General features: G+C 63.2%; 17 protein-coding genes. 8 read left to right on the top strand and 9 right to left on the bottom strand.

The window, feature by feature from the left end; translation table 11 throughout:
* Positions 1 to 133: 133 nt before the first annotated feature.
* Entirely contained in the window at positions 134 to 598 is a 465-nt protein-coding gene (locus ACO06J_RS02960) for a tRNA (cytidine(34)-2'-O)-methyltransferase (RefSeq protein WP_421762438.1), read from the top strand.
* Positions 595 to 1,464 (top strand): oxygen-dependent coproporphyrinogen oxidase, encoded by an 870-nt coding sequence (gene hemF / locus ACO06J_RS02955; RefSeq protein ID WP_421759206.1) that lies wholly within the window; start codon positions 595 to 597, stop codon positions 1,462 to 1,464. The genes ACO06J_RS02960 and hemF overlap by 4 nt, the downstream gene beginning before the upstream one ends.
* A gap of 18 nt (positions 1,465 to 1,482) precedes the next feature.
* Here hemF and ACO06J_RS02950 read toward each other — a convergent pair whose 3' ends face one another.
* The 5 genes from ACO06J_RS02950 to ACO06J_RS02930 all read right to left on the bottom strand — a co-directional run bounded on the left by ACO06J_RS02950 (position 1,483) and on the right by ACO06J_RS02930 (position 5,926).
* Positions 1,483 to 2,652, bottom strand: a complete 1,170-nt coding sequence (locus ACO06J_RS02950; RefSeq protein WP_421759205.1) for an HD-GYP domain-containing protein — start codon at positions 2,650 to 2,652, stop codon at positions 1,483 to 1,485.
* Positions 2,653 to 2,748: 96 nt separating this feature from the next.
* Positions 2,749 to 3,960, bottom strand: a complete 1,212-nt coding sequence (locus ACO06J_RS02945) for a CCA tRNA nucleotidyltransferase (RefSeq protein WP_421759204.1) — start codon at positions 3,958 to 3,960, stop codon at positions 2,749 to 2,751.
* Positions 3,957 to 4,580: a CoA pyrophosphatase gene (locus ACO06J_RS02940; RefSeq protein ID WP_421759203.1), complete on the bottom strand. Its 624-nt coding sequence runs from the start codon at positions 4,578 to 4,580 to the stop codon at positions 3,957 to 3,959. Before ACO06J_RS02940 ends, ACO06J_RS02945 begins: the two co-directional genes overlap by 4 nt.
* A 93-nt stretch (positions 4,581 to 4,673) precedes the next feature.
* Entirely contained in the window at positions 4,674 to 5,234 is a 561-nt protein-coding gene (locus ACO06J_RS02935) for a GNAT family N-acetyltransferase (RefSeq protein WP_421759202.1), read from the bottom strand.
* Positions 5,235 to 5,455: 221 nt separating this feature from the next.
* On the bottom strand, positions 5,456 to 5,926 hold the full coding sequence (locus tag ACO06J_RS02930) for an NUDIX domain-containing protein (RefSeq protein ID WP_421759201.1): 471 nt from the start codon (positions 5,924 to 5,926) through the stop codon (positions 5,456 to 5,458).
* A 137-nt stretch (positions 5,927 to 6,063) separates the two neighbouring features.
* Here ACO06J_RS02930 and ACO06J_RS02925 point away from each other — a divergent pair, with 137 nt between their 5' ends.
* The 4 genes from ACO06J_RS02925 (at position 6,064) to ACO06J_RS02910 (ending at position 9,998) form a co-directional block, all read left to right on the top strand.
* A complete protein-coding gene (locus tag ACO06J_RS02925; protein ID WP_421759200.1) occupies positions 6,064 to 6,957 on the top strand; it encodes a metallophosphoesterase family protein in 894 nt (297 codons plus the stop codon).
* 77 nt (positions 6,958 to 7,034) lie between these two features.
* On the top strand, positions 7,035 to 8,360 hold the full coding sequence (locus ACO06J_RS02920) for a hypothetical protein (protein WP_421759199.1): 1,326 nt from the start codon (positions 7,035 to 7,037) through the stop codon (positions 8,358 to 8,360).
* On the top strand, positions 8,350 to 9,669 hold the full coding sequence (murD, locus tag ACO06J_RS02915) for a UDP-N-acetylmuramoyl-L-alanine--D-glutamate ligase (RefSeq protein WP_421759198.1): 1,320 nt from the start codon (positions 8,350 to 8,352) through the stop codon (positions 9,667 to 9,669). Before ACO06J_RS02920 ends, murD begins: the two co-directional genes overlap by 11 nt.
* Entirely contained in the window at positions 9,666 to 9,998 is a 333-nt protein-coding gene (locus ACO06J_RS02910; RefSeq protein ID WP_421759197.1) for an SMR family transporter, read from the top strand. The genes murD and ACO06J_RS02910 overlap by 4 nt, the downstream gene beginning before the upstream one ends.
* Positions 9,999 to 10,009: 11 nt before the next feature.
* Here the strand turns inward: ACO06J_RS02910 and ACO06J_RS02905 are convergent, their stop codons facing one another.
* Positions 10,010 to 11,713: a hypothetical protein gene (locus tag ACO06J_RS02905; RefSeq protein ID WP_421759196.1), complete on the bottom strand. Its 1,704-nt coding sequence runs from the start codon at positions 11,711 to 11,713 to the stop codon at positions 10,010 to 10,012.
* Positions 11,714 to 11,953: 240 nt separating this feature from the next.
* Between ACO06J_RS02905 and ACO06J_RS02900 the strand changes: the two genes are divergently transcribed.
* Positions 11,954 to 12,400, top strand: a complete 447-nt coding sequence (locus ACO06J_RS02900; protein ID WP_421759195.1) for a hypothetical protein — start codon at positions 11,954 to 11,956, stop codon at positions 12,398 to 12,400.
* 382 nt (positions 12,401 to 12,782) lie between these two features.
* Here the strand turns inward: ACO06J_RS02900 and soxR are convergent, their stop codons facing one another.
* On the bottom strand, positions 12,783 to 13,241 hold the full coding sequence (soxR, locus tag ACO06J_RS02895; RefSeq protein ID WP_421759194.1) for a redox-sensitive transcriptional activator SoxR: 459 nt from the start codon (positions 13,239 to 13,241) through the stop codon (positions 12,783 to 12,785).
* An 88-nt stretch (positions 13,242 to 13,329) separates the two neighbouring features.
* Between soxR and ACO06J_RS02890 the strand changes: the two genes are divergently transcribed.
* Complete coding sequence (locus ACO06J_RS02890; RefSeq protein ID WP_421759193.1) at positions 13,330 to 14,763, top strand: MFS transporter; 1,434 nt, start codon at positions 13,330 to 13,332, stop codon at positions 14,761 to 14,763.
* 1 nt (position 14,764) lies between these two features.
* Here ACO06J_RS02890 and ACO06J_RS02885 read toward each other — a convergent pair whose 3' ends face one another.
* Together ACO06J_RS02885 and ACO06J_RS02880 are read right to left on the bottom strand one after the other, a co-directional pair.
* Positions 14,765 to 15,562: a hypothetical protein gene (locus ACO06J_RS02885; protein WP_421759192.1), complete on the bottom strand. Its 798-nt coding sequence runs from the start codon at positions 15,560 to 15,562 to the stop codon at positions 14,765 to 14,767.
* Positions 15,559 to 16,341 (bottom strand): SDR family NAD(P)-dependent oxidoreductase, encoded by a 783-nt coding sequence (locus ACO06J_RS02880; RefSeq protein ID WP_421759191.1) that lies wholly within the window; start codon positions 16,339 to 16,341, stop codon positions 15,559 to 15,561. Before ACO06J_RS02880 ends, ACO06J_RS02885 begins: the two co-directional genes overlap by 4 nt.
* Positions 16,342 to 16,406 lie beyond the last annotated feature (65 nt).

The following is a 16,406-nucleotide window of genomic DNA, read 5'->3' as shown; positions in this document are numbered from 1 at the left end:
TGCGGCGCGTGATTTTGGGGTTCTTTTGGCACTCTCCTCCGTGCTTGTCCAGCCGTGCGACAGGTGACTTCCCACCGCTGCGACACTATAGCAATGCTAGGCAGGCCCTTTTGGGAGGGAACTCGAAATCGCCATCGAACTCGCCTTGTTCCAGCCGGAGATCCCCCAGAACACTGGCACCATCCTGCGGTTGGGCGCCTGTCTGGGAGTGCACGTTCACATCATTCACCCGACCGGCTTCACCTTCTCGTCCAAGGAACTCCGCCGTGCTGGGCTCGACTATCTTGATGCCGCCGAGTTCACCGAACATCCCAGCTACGCCCATTTTGCAGAATGGCGCGAATCGCAGAACCGCCGGCTGGCCCTGCTCACCACGCGAGCCGCCACTTCCGCCTACGCCACCGAATACCGTGACGGCGACATCCTCATGGTTGGCCGCGAAAGCTCCGGCGTCCCCGATAACGTCGCCAGCGCCGCTGACCTCAGGGTGCGTATCCCGATGCGGCAAAATCTACGCTCGCTGAACGTGGCCATCGCCGCCAGCCTCGTGTTAGGGGAAGCCCTCCGCCAAACCCAGGCATTCGCAGCGCTGACATGACTTTGCCCGCCGACCTTGACTCAAAACAGCAGATTGCCAGCGCCTGGTTCCGCAATCTGCGCGACCAGTTCTGCGCCGCCTTCGAGGCGATTGAGGATGCGGTTACGGGTCCCCGGGCCGACCGCGAGCCCGGTCGCTTCGTGCGCGATCCGTGGTCTCGCCCCGACGGTGGCGGCGGCGAAATGTCAGTGATGCATGGCCGCGTCTTTGAGAAAATCGGCGTCCACATCTCCACTGTGCACGGCAATTTCTCGCCTGAGTTTGCAAAGCAGATGCCCGGCACTGAGGAAGGCGCGGCCTTCTGGGCCTCTGGTATCTCGCTGATCGCCCACCCCTGGAACCCCAACGTCCCAGCCGCACACATGAACACACGCATGGTGGTGACGGCAAAGTCCTGGTTCGGTGGCGGTGGCGACCTGACGCCCGTCCTCGACCGCCGACGCACCCAGGACGACCCCGACAGCGTCGCCTTCCATGCCTCCATGCGCGCTGCCTGCGAAGCACATGGCGTCGACTACCTGCGCTACAAGACCTGGTGCGACGAGTACTTCTACCTGCCCCACCGCAAGGAGCCACGCGGCATAGGCGGCATCTTTTACGACCACCACAATTCCGGTGATTGGGCAGCCGACTTTGCCTTCACCCAGGACGTCGGCCGCGCCTTCCTCGACATCTATCCTGCCCTCGTCCGCTGCAATTTCGAAACGCCGTGGACCGACGCCGATCGCGAGGAGCAACTCATCCGCCGCGGCCGCTATGTCGAGTTCAACCTGCTCTACGATCGCGGCACGACGTTCGGCCTCAAGACCGGTGGCAACGTCAACTCAATCCTCTCCTCCATGCCTCCCGAGGTGAAGTGGCCTTAAGACGCGTCGAGATTCCTTCTAGGCGGCCGAAGCCCGCCCGCCACTGACCCCTGCCACCACCTCTTCGAGAGTCTTGGGCAGCGTCGTCGAGAAGCAGCCAGCCATGTTACGCACCACGTCGTAGTCGACCTTGCTGCGGATCGCCATGTCGACGAGGATCGAAATGGCCTGGGCCGGGGTCTTGTCTTCCTTGTAGGACCGGTGCTCGACCAACGCGGCCATGATGTCGCAAACCGTGAGGATCCGGGTCAGCGCGGTGATCTCGGAGGCACGAAGACCGTCCGGATACCCGCTGCCATCCAGCGCTTCATGGTGATGTCGAACGGCGTCCAGCACCGCCGCAGGCGTGTCTCGTTGCTTCAGCAAATAGTCATATCCGGCCGCGGGGTGTTTCTTGACGAGTTCGAACTCCTCGTTCGTCAGCTTGCCTGGCTTGTCCAGCACATGCAGCGGAACTGTGGACTTGCCAATGTCATGTAGCATCGCAGCATTGGTCAGAGTCACCGCCGCTGCTTCTTTGAGGTTGACGTGACGGGCGTAGCTGGCGGCGATGCCGGTCACCAGCAGGCAATGCTGGAAGGTCCCCTCATGGTGGTGCCGAACGGTCGTCAGCCACTGCTCGGCTCCAACACCTTTGACGCTGCGCAAAACGTCAGCGCTCGCTGTTGAAACCCCCGCCATGGAAATCGGGCGATCCGCCATCATCCCATCGAACAGTCGCGCCAGCGATCTACCGGCGTTGAGGATCGACTCTCCGCCCTTGGCGGCCCTGAGAGCCGCTTCCTGCTTGTCAGTCAGTTGCGTGGCTCCACCCAGACTGACCATGCGGCGCAGATGATAGAGCGCATTTTTGCGCGGTATGTGGTGCGAAGCACCCAGCGCGTCGGCCTGGATTCGCCAGAGCCGGAGATCGCCCCCATCTTCCACGACGAAATAGCGTTTCTGCTGTCCTCGTACGCCACCAAAGGCGTTTCGCAGCGCTTCGACGCTCGCGATGTTCCTGAGGTTTGCCTTGACTACAACCTCGCTCCGAGCCGCCAGGCTGCCCTTGGTCAGCTCGCTCAACTTCAACAGCGGGATAGACAGCTCGCGCGCAATGACTTCCGCACCACGCTGAAACTCCGCGTCGCAAGCGATCGCCAGTTCACGCTGAGCGGCCACATCCTTCGATGCCTTCGGCTCTGTCATTGAAAAATCACTTTGCACCACAGCGATCTACATTGGCGTGGCCGCGTTAAGTCGAAGTTAAGCCGCCTGTGGGACCCGAGCCCCTCACGGCTATATTCACTTCGACTGAAGTTCAGTCCGCGCCAACGACAAAAGATCGGGGCCGCTGAGCGAGAAACCACTTCCGACCCACAAGTGTTCTAACCGCTCAATTTCCAGCCCCAGCGGACGGCCTGGGGACATCCCCAGTTCAAGCAGGTCTGCTCCACCGATAGGAAAGCGCGGCACATCGATATCCTGCAACTGCTCCCGCACCGCGAGTTTGCCGGCCTCGCCCCAATTTGCCAGAACTGCAGCCACCTCGACCCCATCACCAAGAGCCGCCGGGTGGCGATAAGCCGCTTCATGCAACTTGTAGGCGCGCAGCAGCCCCGCCACCGCGAGGACCGCATCCGCTCCGCGCAACTCGTCATTTGAGAGCCGCCACAGCGCGCGAAGCTCATCGCCGCTCATCCCGGACCGCAACAGCGCAAGACGAGCCACATATTGCGGCCGCTGCACACGACGCTCGTAGCTGTACAGCAGCCCGACAAGTGCCGCCGGCACCGGCAGGATATCGGCCTCAAGCATTGCTTTCAGCGTGTTTGCAACCTTCGGCAGTTCCAGCATTCGGCGCACCTCGCCACCAACGCGCTCCGCCGCCAGTTGGCCGAGCGTCCCTGCCGCCGCCTGGCACGCAGCCAAGCCATCCCGATCCAGCACCTCGCCGCCATGGCTCGCTGAAAACCTGAAGAACCGGTAGACCCGCAGCCTATCCTCGGCGATCCGCTTTTCCGGTCGCCCGATGAACCGAACCTTCCCGCCCAGACAGTCTTCGAGCCCACCCAGCGGGTCGAAAAGGCTTCCATCCATGCGGGCGTAGAGCGCATTGAGTGTGAAGTCGCGCCGCTCCGCATCGCGCACCCAGTCTGCCCCGAACCGCACCACCGCATGGCGCCCGTTCGTCTCGACATCTTCGCGCAACGTGGTGACTTCGGCCACCAGCGCCTCGAGCTTGAGCGTCACCGTGCCATGCTCGATCCCGGTCGGATAAACCGCTACGCCCGCTTTCGCCGCCCGCGCCGAAACCTCCTCAGGCAGCAACTCCGTGGCGAGATCGATATCGGTCGACCCCGTTGGCAGGCCCAGAACTGTATCGCGCACAATTCCACCCACAGCCCGCGTCCTGCCGGCGGCACCGTCCAGCATCGCTAGAATGCGCTGCGTCTCTGGACGCATCAGCCACTCGGCGCGCCTCAGTCGGTCGTGGATATCATCGGTCTTGCTCAACGGCTCTCCCCGGCCAGCGCCAGATCGTGGAAACGACGTGTAAGGTTCGCTGTAATCCCCCAGATGACAAGCCCGCTATGCTCGATTTGCCAGGTAGTGTGCTCTCGATCCCCTCGCTGGAGGCGCAAGGTCGAAAAGTTCTGCGGGCTCATCAGGTAGTCGAGTGGCACCTCGAACACCGAGCGCACTTCCCCGGGATTGGGAATGAACGGCGCCCTCGGCTCGACCACCGCCACCACTGGTGTAATCAGGTAGTTGGTGCCCGTGTAATACAATGGCATGAAGCCGAGCACTCTGGCATCGGCCCGGTCCAGCCCCACCTCCTCATTGGCCTCGCGCAGCGCCGCGTCCGCCGCATCGGTATCAGTCGGGTCGACCTTGCCACCGGGAAACGCAATTTGCCCCGAGTGCGATCGCAACGCAGGCGACCGCTCGGTGTAGAGGATCGATATCTCGTTTTCGCGCTTCACCAGCGCGATCAGAACCGCAGCCTCCACCGGTGGCCGTCCATGCGGGATATCCGGCATCCAGTCGGGCAGCATCTCGCCCCCCAGATCGAGCGTCTCGGGTTCGGGCAGTAACCGCCCCGCAATTCTCTCGATCAAGCCATCAACGACCAAGCACCGTCTCCACAGCAGCCAAGGCTGGAAAAGTCGCAGACTTTTCCAGCAAGGTCATGTCAGAACTGCAGCAAATGCATAAGCCGCTGACGGCTAGGAGCGCTTCTTCGCGCCGAACGCCTTGATGGGGCCAGCCAGCCGCGCTGCCATTGTTGTGTCGGGCGAATAGACCAGCACCCGGCTCGGATCGACCGGCCCCGGAAACTGGATCGCGCCCAACTGCGTCGGCTCCCACCCAAGCGGGCAATAATAGTCGCGGTCGCCGACCAGCAACACAAAACTGCCAGCGCCGCGCTCAAGGGCGATGCGGCTCACTTCTTCGGCCAGCAGCTTGCCGGCGCCCCGCTTGCGGAAATCCGGATGCGTAGCGAGCGGTCCAAGCAAATAGCCATCGACGCCACCCACGCTGATCGGCGTCATCCAGACCGAACCGCACGGCACACCGTTCACTTCGGCAATAAGGCTCAACGACTTGTCGATCGGAAACCGCTCACGCACCCGAAACGCCGTCCGCGCAAAACGCCCCGGCCCAAAGGCGAGTGCCTGCAGGTCTTCAACGAATTGGTCATCGTTCGGGGTAGCGGTGCGAACTGTGGGCACAAGAGGTTGCGGAGGCTCGGCTTCGACAGCGAGGGAGGCGTAAGGCGCGTTCATGTGACGGTCCTGAAGATGGAGACAAGGACAAGTAACCAGCCCAACGAGGCCGGATGCCGACCGATTACGGTCGTCGGGTCACCTGAAAAGCCTTCTCCATCCTGGACGCCTCCTGACGTCTGAAAGCGCATTAGCACCACAGGGCACCCTGCGCCACGAAAAATCATGCGTTGCGCATCAATTTTCAAGTCCTTCAACATCACGAATAGCCGCAGGGTTTCTCACCATCGGTCAGTTGCAACCACTTCGCCCGATATCTCGGCAATACGCCGCGCCGTCCCCGGATCGATTCCGTCTGGCAAGGACGCCATCGGGAACCAGCCTATCTCGGCAATCTCTCCCCCAGGCTTGAATTCGCGCTCCCGTCGATGCGACCGGCTCACATACACCGCCACATAGTCGCGGTTGGTGGCCTCGTTTTCCTTCAGATAGAAACCCAACAGTGTCAGCGGCGCCTGTGCCGCGAGGCCAGTCTCTTCCACACCCTCGCGAAACGCACCTTCAGCGGCCGTCTCGCCAGGCTCCACGCCACCACCGGGGAAGTGCCAGCCCGGCATGTAGGTATGGCGAAGTAGCAGCACGCGGTCGCCGTCGATCAGTACCAGCCGCGAGCCGATTACCATCCGCCGCTTCAAGCCAGCAGCAAACAGGTGAACGGTTGTGCGGATCCGCTGCCAGCCACTCATCGCCATGCGCCGCATCCATCCCGAAACATCGTGGTAACCCGAAACACCTTCCTAGCCCGAAACAACTTCGTAGCCATTGAATCGTCCTAACCCGAAAATAGGTCATTTTATTGCCGCGCCCCGCGTGGCATTAGGCGCGTGCAATGATCACCCTAGCCCACCTATCCGATGTTCACCTCGCGCCGCTGCCCCCGGTTCGCCCGCGCGAACTGCTGAGCAAACGAATTACCGGCTATCTGAATTGGAAGATCAAGCGCGAAAAGACGCTCGACGGCGACGGCCTGACCCGCCTCGTGCGCCACATGCGAGACCAGAATCCTGATTTCACCGTGGTCACCGGCGACCTGATGAACCTCGCCCTCGACGCCGAAATCAACACCGCCCACAACTGGCTGGAAACGCTCGGCGAGCCTGCCACTGTCTGCATTACCCCTGGCAATCACGACGCCTACATTCCCGGCCAGCTGGAAAAAGCGCTCGACCGCTGGGACGGCTACGCGACCGGGGAGACCGTTGACGCCGAGGCATTCCCTTTCATCCGCCGTGTTGGTGAAGTGGCGATTGTCTCTTGCAGCAGCGCGATACCGACGGCGCCGTGGTTTTCCAGCGGACGCTTCGACCAGGCGCAGGCTGAGCGGTTGGCACGGAGCCTGAAGCTGCTGGGAGACGGTGGCTATTTCCGGGTAGTCCTCATCCATCACCCGCCGAACCAGGAATACGCCAACCCGCGCCTCGGCTTGCATGGCGCCCGGCTGTTCCGCAGCGTCCTTGCAGAGCATGGTGCCGAAATGATCCTTCACGGTCACACGCATCAGTCGACCGTCTTTGCCATTCCCGGGCCAAAGGGCGACATCCCCGTGGTCGGCGTCGCCGCCGCCGGTGCTGCGCAGAACGAACAGGGCGGACACGATCCCGCCCGCTATAACCTGTTCAGCATTCAGCGCCTCGGTTCGGCCTGGCAGTGCACCATGCGCGAGTTCGGCTTCCAGCGCCTCGGCACCGATATCGTTCTCCGCCTGAGCGTCCGGATCTACTGACACCCATTCTCTCAGCGAGGTTTCACACCAGCCATGGAATCCGCTATCACCCGCTCTGCTGCCTCAGAGTTCCACGCGTGACCGACACCTTCGCCATCCTGCCGCCAACCTTCGACACCGCCACCGGCGTTGCGGCATTCCGCTATGGCCTTGACGGCAAGACGTTCACCGAGCGGCTGACCTTTCCCGCCGGAGGGCAGCACGATGTCGTTGCAACGTCCGTGTTCCAGCGGCTGCTGAATCTCACCGCATTGGTTCTGGGCGTCAGCTATTTCAAGCTCACCGCACCGCTGAGCATTAGCCCGTCTTTCCCGCTGTCGGCAGCCGAACACGCCTTCGCGCTCGACGTCTACGAAAACGGCCTCGGCGAATTTTACGCCCGCAACAATCTCAAGCGCTTTGGCCAGATTTTGATCGACGCCCCCCTCGCTGAATTCACCGCCCTAGCCCCAAACCTCAAGGATCGCGCGCTGCTCCCCATCGGCGGCGGCAAGGATTCGCTGGTCAGTGAAGAGTTGCTGGCAGCCGCGGGCCTCGACTTCACCCCCTTCGCCGTCAACCCCAAGGGGCCCATTCTCGGCTCCATCGACAAGATCGGGCGCCCCCCGCTCTATGTCACCCGCACGCTCGATCCCACCATGCTGCTGCTGTCGAAGCAGCCTGGCTACTACAACGGCCACGTCCCCTCCACCGCCATCAACTCGATGATCGCGGCCCTCACTGCCCTGCTGTTCTCGTACAACCGGATCATCCTCTCGAACGAACGCTCGGCGAGCGAAGGCAATGTCGAATTCGACGGCCGGGAAGCCAACCACCAGCACTCGAAGTCGCTCGACTTCGAGCGCCTCATCGCCGGAATTCTTTCATCGGCCACCGGCGGCGCGCTTGGCTATTTCTCGCTCCTCCGCCCCTATTCCGAAGCCCGCATCGCTGCACTCTTCGCCCGAAAAACCCGCTTTGACCACGTCTTTTCGAGCTGCAACGAGAACTTCAAGCTGGCGGGCAATTCCGGGCCGCTCTGGTGCGGCAAATGCCCCAAGTGCCACTTCGTCTTCCTAATCTTTGCTCCCGTCATGGACAAGGATCGCCTCATCGGCATCTTCGGCCAGAACCTATTGGCACAGCCCTCCCACGAACATTCTTTCCGCGAACTGACCGGTCTCGCCGGGCAGAAACCCTGGGAGTGCGTTGGTGAAATCGAAGAGGCCGCGGCCTGCCTTTACGCGCTTACGGCTCGTCCAGAGTGGGCAGAAGAGCCAATCGTTTCAATGCTGAAGCCGGCATTGCTGACTCAGTATGGCAGCGCCCGGCTTGAGACGGCCCTCGCCGACCTGATGCACGATTCCACCGAGCACCTGATCCCAAACACTCTTTTTGAGAAGGTCGCACGACATGCGCTTTGAAGCCCCCGTCCTGCTCTACGGCGCCGGCCGCGAGGCGCAATCGACGCGAGCCTTCATCAGGGCACGCGCCCCGAATGCCAAAGTCTTTGTCACCGTAGACAGCGGCAGTGCGGATATCCCGGACGCCGAATTCATCGCCCCGGCCGATCTGCCGCAGGCCATTGCGGACAAGCGCTTTGCGACAATCGTCAAGAGCCCAGGCGTCTCGCGCTACCGCCCGATCTTTGCCATGGCCCGCGAGGCCGGCATCAGCGTCACCTCGAACCTCAATCTCTGGGCCGAGACCTACCGTGCTGGTCGCACAGTCATTGCAATCACCGGCACGAAAGGCAAATCCACCACGGCTACGCTGGTGCACCTGATGCTGACCCAGTCCGGCCTCGACGCCGGCCTCGCCGGAAATGTCGGGCTCGCACCGCTCGAGATTGCCGACAAGCACCCAATCGTGATCTTCGAACTTTCGAGCTATCAGACTGCGGACATGGCGTTTTCGCCCGATATCGCAGCGGTTACGAACCTCTCGCCCGAGCACACCGACTGGCACCGAACGGTCGAGCGCTATTACGAAGACAAGCTCAACCTGATCGATCGCGACGCGCCCTTCCCGGTCGCGCTGGGCGTCGGCGCCAAGGATCATCCGCTGGTGATGGCCGCGCTGCGCGATCCGAAGCGGCTTATTCCGGCACTCGCCCCGTTCCTCCGGGATCGGATTGCCACCGCTGTGACGCGCTCCCGCCTCAAAGGTGAACACAATCTTAACAATGCCATCCTCGCCGCGCAGATCGCTCTGAAGGCGGGCGCAGACATCGAAGGCATAGTCCGCGGCATCGGCCAGTTCGTGCCCCTGCCCCACCGGCTCGAAGAGCACCGTTTCGGCGGCACCGTGTTCGTCAACGACTCGATTTCGACCACCCCCGAGGCGACCAAGGCGGCGCTGTCAGCGTATGATGGCAGCCGGATCGCCCTCATCGCCGGCGGCCACGAGCGGCAGCAGAACTATGCCGAACTCGCGACCCTCCTCGCCCCGCGCGGCGTCACGGTGCTGGTGTGCCTGCCCGTGACCGGTGATCGGTTGGCGACGCTCACCTATGCGGCGGCCCCGGATATTGATGTGCTTGAAGCTGGCACCCTTGAAGAGGCCATCAAGGCTCTCTCAGCCCGAAAGTGGAGCTTCGACACCGTCATCCTCTCCCCGGGTGCGCCGAGCTACGGCCAACTTGAGCGGCCGGGTGTCGTCTTCAAAAACTTTGAAGAGCGAGGCGCAGCGTTTGTGCGGCTTGCCGAACAGTATTTCGGTGCGGCCGGATGATCGCTTACGTTTACCTCGCCATCGCCATCGTCGCCGAGGTCATCGCCACCACGGCCCTCCGCGCTGCGGACGGGTTCACCGTGCTGATCCCCTCGGCGATCTCAGTTGCTGGCTACGTCGTCGCCTTCTATTTCCTGTCGCTCACGCTGCGTGGCATGCCGGTCGGCATCGCCTATGCCATCTGGTCCGGCGTCGGCATCATCCTCGTATCGGTCGCGGGCTGGGTGATCTATCGGCAGTTGCTGGACCTTCCCGCCTTGGTCGGCATGGGCCTGATCATGGCGGGTGTTATCGTCATCAACGTTTTCTCAAAGACGGCAGTGCACTAACCCCCTGAAACTCAGGGCTTCCCGTTCAGCGCTGCTTCCGTGACCCCTGCGGCCCTCAGCGCGACGGCCATATCATCGACCAGTTGGCTGTCCGCAATCCGTCCCCGCAGCACCGGCAGGATGCCGTAGCGCATGAACCGGCCCGTCCCCAACACCTGGACGATGGTGCGATTGAGGATCGTTTCATTGCCCATCCGCTGCGCCGCCACTGTCTCGATCACCGAGGCCAGTTCCGGGTCGGCGCTCAGGGCGAGGTCGGCGTTGAACATGGCGTCGGCATTGTTGCCGTGGCGCAAGGCGTTCAGAGCGGGTGCGATATAGTACCATCGCGGCGGTCCCTCCGATCGCTGCAATGTTGAGAGGGCAAGGGCGTCGCCGCGTGGCGAGGGCCCACGTATGGTCAGCATCTGCGCCAGCGCGGCCTCGCAATCCAGATTGGCCGGATTGAGCTGAATTGCAGAGGCAAAAGCCTCCTCCGCTTCTCCGTAGCGCGCCACGACCGCAAGGAATCGCCCGTACTGCTCCCAGACAAAACTGCTGGTCGGCGCCAGTTGACGCGCCTGATTGAGCAGTCGCTCGCTCTGCTGCAGCGGCTCGGGGTCGAGCTGGCCAGGAGGCGATGTGGCAACAGTGGAGTCGACCAGCATTGCCGAGCTCATGGCCAAGGATGCTGCTGAGTTCGGCGACTTGGCGAGAACCGCATTAACGCAGGATCGCGCCCGCTCCTCGTCGGGAGAGCCTGAACTGTCGCGGTATCGGCTGAAGAGCAGGCCACAGATGAACTCGCTCTCGTTCCCTTCGATGGATTCGTTCTGATCGAGCCAGGTCATGGCATCAGCGAACAATGGTCCCCTGTGCGATCCAAGATGTTCCGCGAGAGCCTGGGACAGGTCGTCGACCTTGCTGTCTTCCATGGTGACACTCTGTGTCCAGGTCACGCCATCCGAACCTGCTCGCATCAGGCTGGCAGTCACCACCAGTCTGCCTTCAATGCGCCTCGCAAATCCAGTGAGCCGAAACTTCGCCGGGGCGGCGCCGGCCTGCGGGAGCCCACCGGCGTAGTAGCTGGCATCAATATCGTTGAACAATTGGAGGTCCGTCACCAACTCGACAGCGAGTCCGGCAACGACCTTGCTGGCGCCTTCGTCTCCCGCAATCGAGGTGAACTCACCCACCTCGATCGAGGGTGCCGACGGCGCAGCCTTGCCGCGCAAGGCGGGTTGCAGCGCGCCCCCGATCAAGAGCGTCACCACGATTGCCGCGACCGTCAGCCCGACCAGTATCCACAGCTCGCGCCACCGAATCGCGCTGCGCGATCTCGCTTTTGGCGCCACCGCAGCACTGGCATCAGTCTGCGGTGCAACTTCGGGTTTGCCCTGCAGCGCCATGAACTCGGGAACGTAGCGCCCAATGGGAAGGGTAATCCTGACCGGGCTCGCAGCACCCGCGGTCTGGTAGTACTCGTCCAGCAACGCCCGCAGCCGCCGGGCCTGCACCCGCACGATCGGGTCCATCTGCGGATCAAACTCCGGGGCCCGTCCAAACACATCAACTGCAATGGTGTAGGCCTTGATATTGGCCTCGTCGCCGTTGAGTTTCGCCGCCACGATGTAGTTGAGAAACTTGCCAAGTTGCGGCGACCGGGCGAGGCCCGACCATCGTTGCGCCTGCTCAAGTGCCTCCTCGATCAATGCTCGTGGTAGCGCTTCTGACACTGTCAGTCCTCAACGCATTCGTGACGGAACATTGCTGGTTTACATGTAAAATACAATCCAGATAACTGGCGTGTAACCCCGCATTGCCTTCCCTTGGTGCGCCAAAACCACCAAATGCGAGCAACGTTGCCTGCGCTGAAGAGTGTCAGGCCTAGGCGAGGTATGCTCAACCTCCAGCCATATGCGGCGCCTGCCACTGGCGCCCGAGGCGGATGAGCAAGCGCGGCAAGAGGTTTTGACATGAACGGCCACACAGGCGGCCAGCCCTATTTTGCTTTGGTCGATGACGATCTGCATTCTGCGCGTCTGCTGATGCGCATGCTCGCTGCCCACGGCGCGCCGACCGTCAGCTGGCAGGAAAATGCCACGCTGGCCATGACCGAACTGTCCGCGTGGCTCGCCGATGATAACGCCAGCCTGCCGGCGCTGGTGTTGGTGGATTTGAAGTCGTCGTCGGAAGCGACGGAACAGTTCGTCAAGCAGTTGCGCGCCCTGCCCGGCGCGTCGTCGCTGTTGGTGGCTGCCATCGCTCCAACGCTTGAGCGGGCGCACCGCGACGCGCTTCTCGATGCCGGTGCTGACGCTGTGTTCCAGCGCCATGCCGATTTGGAATTCTACCGTCGCGAAGCGGCGGCGATCATCAGTTTCTGGGTGCGCAATCAGCGCCTGGATGCGGTTGGCACGTAATCACTGCGTCCACAGGTTACGTGCCAGACGGGGGGCGTGTTGCTCTAGGCAGGCCACTGCCGATTGCATTCCCAAGCTCGCCTCCCGTCACATCTTCCGGCGGCCTAGCCCGCCAAATCTGCATTCCGTCGCACAGCTGTTCCCTGCAGCAGTGCTGACGGCATGGCCGGCGCCCCAAACGCCGGTCTTATAACTGGTGGTTACCGCGATCCCTCCCCGCGTTGACAGCCAGCTTCGGAAGGTCGGGGGCGCGTCAGCCGATGCGACCCCGCCTCCCAGCTACTGCCCGATGCAGCAGACACGGGCAGCGGCGATAGTTGTCAGCGCGGCTGCGGTTCGTCCCTCCCTTGCCGCAGCCGCGCTGCACTGTCTCCCCCCGCAATCAACTCTCTCGACTGTCAGACCCGGCGCGCAACAACCGCCGCGGCCCGCTCCCCTCTTCCCCAAGGTGGTCGGCCGGGTTCATCAGCGGGCAGCTCTGCGTTGAGAGGCATCCGCACCCGATGCAGCCGCTGAGTTCGTCTCGCATCCGGGTCAACAGTGTGATTCGACGATCGAGCGTGGCACGCCAGTTCTCGGACATCGCCCGCCAGTCAGCCACGGTGGGAACATGCCCCACGGGCAAGCGCTCAAGGGCACCCGCAATCTCGGCCAGCGGAATCCCCAACTCCTGCCCCATGCGCACAATCGCCAGCCGCCGCAGCACATCGCGCTCATAGCGGCGCTGGTTGCCGCCGGTTCGATGGCTGCGGATCAATCCCTTGCGCTCATAAAAATGCAGCGCAGAAACCGCGAGGCCGCTTCGTTGGGCAACTTCGCCCACTGTAAGCTCACGCGCCATTTCGCAACTTTCCCCCTTTACCTCAACCGAAGTTGAGGTTGTAAAGCTGCGGCAACGATCTGACTACCCCCAGCCGGAGACCTCCAGAATGACTGACACCAAAGGCGGCTGGCGCGAGCTGCTCGCCGGCGACCACGCCCTCGCCCTGGCGGTCTTTACCGGCGGCGTGGCGCTGCAGGCCATCGAGTTCTTCATCGGCTCCACCATCCTGCCATCGGTGGTGGCCGACATTGGCGGGTTGGAACTCTTCGCCTGGAACGCCACGGTCTTCGTTGTGGCCTCGATCTTCGCCTCGATCTTTGCCGCGCTCCGCCCCTTCGGCATCGGCCCGCGCGGCGCCTATGTGGCGGCCGCCACCGGCTTCGCGCTCGGCAGCCTGATCTGCGGGATCGCGCCGAACATGGAAATCATGCTGGTCGGCCGCACGGTTCAAGGCTTTGGCGCCGGCCTCACGGCCGCCATGAGCTACACCATGATCCGCATCGTTTTCCCCGAGCGTCTCTGGGGGCACGCATTCGCGCTGATCTCTGGCGTCTGGGGCATCGCTACCCTGATCGGGCCTGCCATCGGCGGCATCTTCGCCGCCTTCGATGCCTGGCGCTGGGCCTTCCTCGGCATTGTCCCCCTCGCCGCACTCCTCGGCGTCCTTGCTGTGCGCGTCATCCCCAAGTCCAGCGACGAGCGCGCGCCCCAGGGTTTCCCCCTTTTCCAGATTTTGCTGCTGGTCGGCGCGGTTTTCGCCGTCTCGGTAGCATCCATCCTGACCGAGAGCGCTATCCTGCCTGCGCTCCTGGTCGGACTCGCGGTGCTGGCGGTCATTGCGCTGGGCGTGATCGACCGGCACCGCGAACCTCGCCTCTTTCCACGCGGCACCTTCACCATCAGTTCCGGCCTCTCGGCGCTCTATGCCACCATGGTGCTGATCAACGTCGCCATCGCCTGCGACATGTTCGTGCCGCTGTTCCTGCAACGGCTTCACGGCCAGTCGCCCCTCGTCGCCGGCTACATGATCGCCCTCGTCGCGCTGGGCTGGAGCGCGAGTTCAATGGTGGTGTCTGGCTGGTCCGCCTCCCGTGCTCGCCTGGCACTGATCTGCGGCCCGGCCCTGCAGTTTCTCTCGATCGCCGGGCTCGCCATCTTCATGGGCCAGGACAATAGCAGCGGCACCTTCGCTCCGCTGGTCCCGGTGGGCATCGCCCTCGTCCTATTGGGAGCCGGCATCGGTATCGCCTGGCCGCACATTTCGACCCGGCTCCTGCAGGCTGCACCCGAGGGCGAACGCGACCTGACCTCAGCTTCCATCTCGATGGTGCAACAGTTCGCAGGCGGCTTCGGCGCGGCCTTTGCAGGCGTCGTCGTCAATGCGGCGGGCCTGGCCAGCGGCAAAGGCATCCCGGCCACCATCAATGCGTCGAACTGGCTCTATGGCTTGTTCGCCATCGTGCCGCTGGTCGCCGTGCCCATCGTGTGGGCTATGGTGCGCAAGGAGCAGGCGCGCACCGAGGCGCAGCCAGCAGAGTAGTTCAGCCACCGCCCTCAACCAGCAGGTAGGGGGCAAGATCCGGCGTATCGAACAACGCCTGCCGCGCCCACGGCGCCAGCATCGGTGCTGGTGGCAGGACGATCCTGCCCTCTTCGTCCCCCACCGAAACGAACTGGCCCGCCGCCACACCCAGCGCCGTCAGCGCGCAGATCAGCGCCGCCCGATCGTCGTGATTGGTGATGGCTTCAGGCCGCGATTGTGCATTTCTTCCTGGCAGCAGCAGGTTCAATAACCGGTCGAGCGTGCCATCGACCGCCAGATGCGCGAAATACCCATCCGATCTGTCTGCGCGTTTGACGGCGAGGGCCTCAGGATCAGGCAGCATCAAGCCCAGAAACGAATTGGGAAACGCCTCAACCACAGCCTTGCGGTGGATCGCCCCCGCATGCTGCGCCCGCCCCACCATCGGCAGCGCCGCTTCAACGCAATAGTTGGTGTGTTCGTTGAGCAGCTTGCCGATCGGCGCGCTCGATTGCCCCGGCTTGCCGATGCGCAGGCGAAACTCCCGCCGCGTCAGCACCCACTCGGCCTTGCGATAGAAACCGATGATGTCCAGCGCCCCGCGAAACGGCCCGTCGAACGCCGCGGCCAGCAGCGGCGTCTCGCCGATCACCGCCCCCATCACCTCGGCCCGCTCTTCAGGGGTGGCGCGAAACCGCTGAATCGACCAGCGCACGCTGTGAGCGTCCCAACTCAACAGGCACACCGCGCTCGATCGCCGCGTCGGCGATGCACCGACGTCGACCCCAAGCACCGCGCCAGAGAGGGGCAGCGTCAAACCGTCTTCAGCCAGCCACCATCGACGAAATAGGTCGATCCGGTGGAATAGCTCGCCTTGTCGGAACAGAGGAACACGAAGAAATTCGCCAGCTCGGCAGGTGTCGCAAAACGCTTCATCCCGCCCGCTTCGTTGGCGACGCCTTGGAGGTGCGCCTCCCAGCCGTCTTCACCAGCGATCTGCTTGGCGGTCTTGATCCAGTCGGGCGTCAGCACCAGCCCGGGGTTCACCGTGTTGACGCGAATATTGTCGCCCACCACCTCGTTTGCGAGGGTCTTGGAGAACATCATCAGCGCCGCTTTGGTGGTGTTATAGATCGGCTCGTACCAGAGCGGCTGCAGCGCGCAGATGGAGGCGTTGTGCAAGATCACGCCGCCCTTGTGCGCCTTCATCTGCGGAACCAGCCCGCGCCCCAGCCGCACCGCCGCCATCACGTGCAGGTCCCAGTAATACTGCCACTTGGCGTCGTCCGCTTCGGCGATAGTCTCGTTCGAGCCCGTGCCGGCATTGTTGATGAGGATATCGGCGCCGCCCATTTCCGCCGCGGCAGCAATCACCGCGTCGCAGCCGGCGGCCGTCGCGACGTCAGCGGCAACACCCCACGCCTTGACGCCGAACTTGGCTGCGATCCGCGCCGCCTCGCTCTCGACCCGCTTCTCGCCCCGCGCCGTCAGCAGAACGTTCGCCCCCTCGGCCGCAAACCCCTCCGCCACCGCGAGGCCAATTCCGACACTACCGCCGGTGATGACAGTGAGTTTATTCTTGAGACCGAGGTCCATTTTTCCCCTCCAGAAAATCGGCGCGCGAGCGCCCCCTCCACCACCCTGCGGGTGGTCCCCCTCCC

Source organism: Devosia sp. (assembly GCF_965229025.1).
Taxonomy (GTDB): domain Bacteria; phylum Pseudomonadota; class Alphaproteobacteria; order Rhizobiales; family Devosiaceae; genus Devosia_A.
Note: the sequence above shows the minus strand (reverse complement) of the source record. Positions and strands in the feature narration are given on the sequence as shown.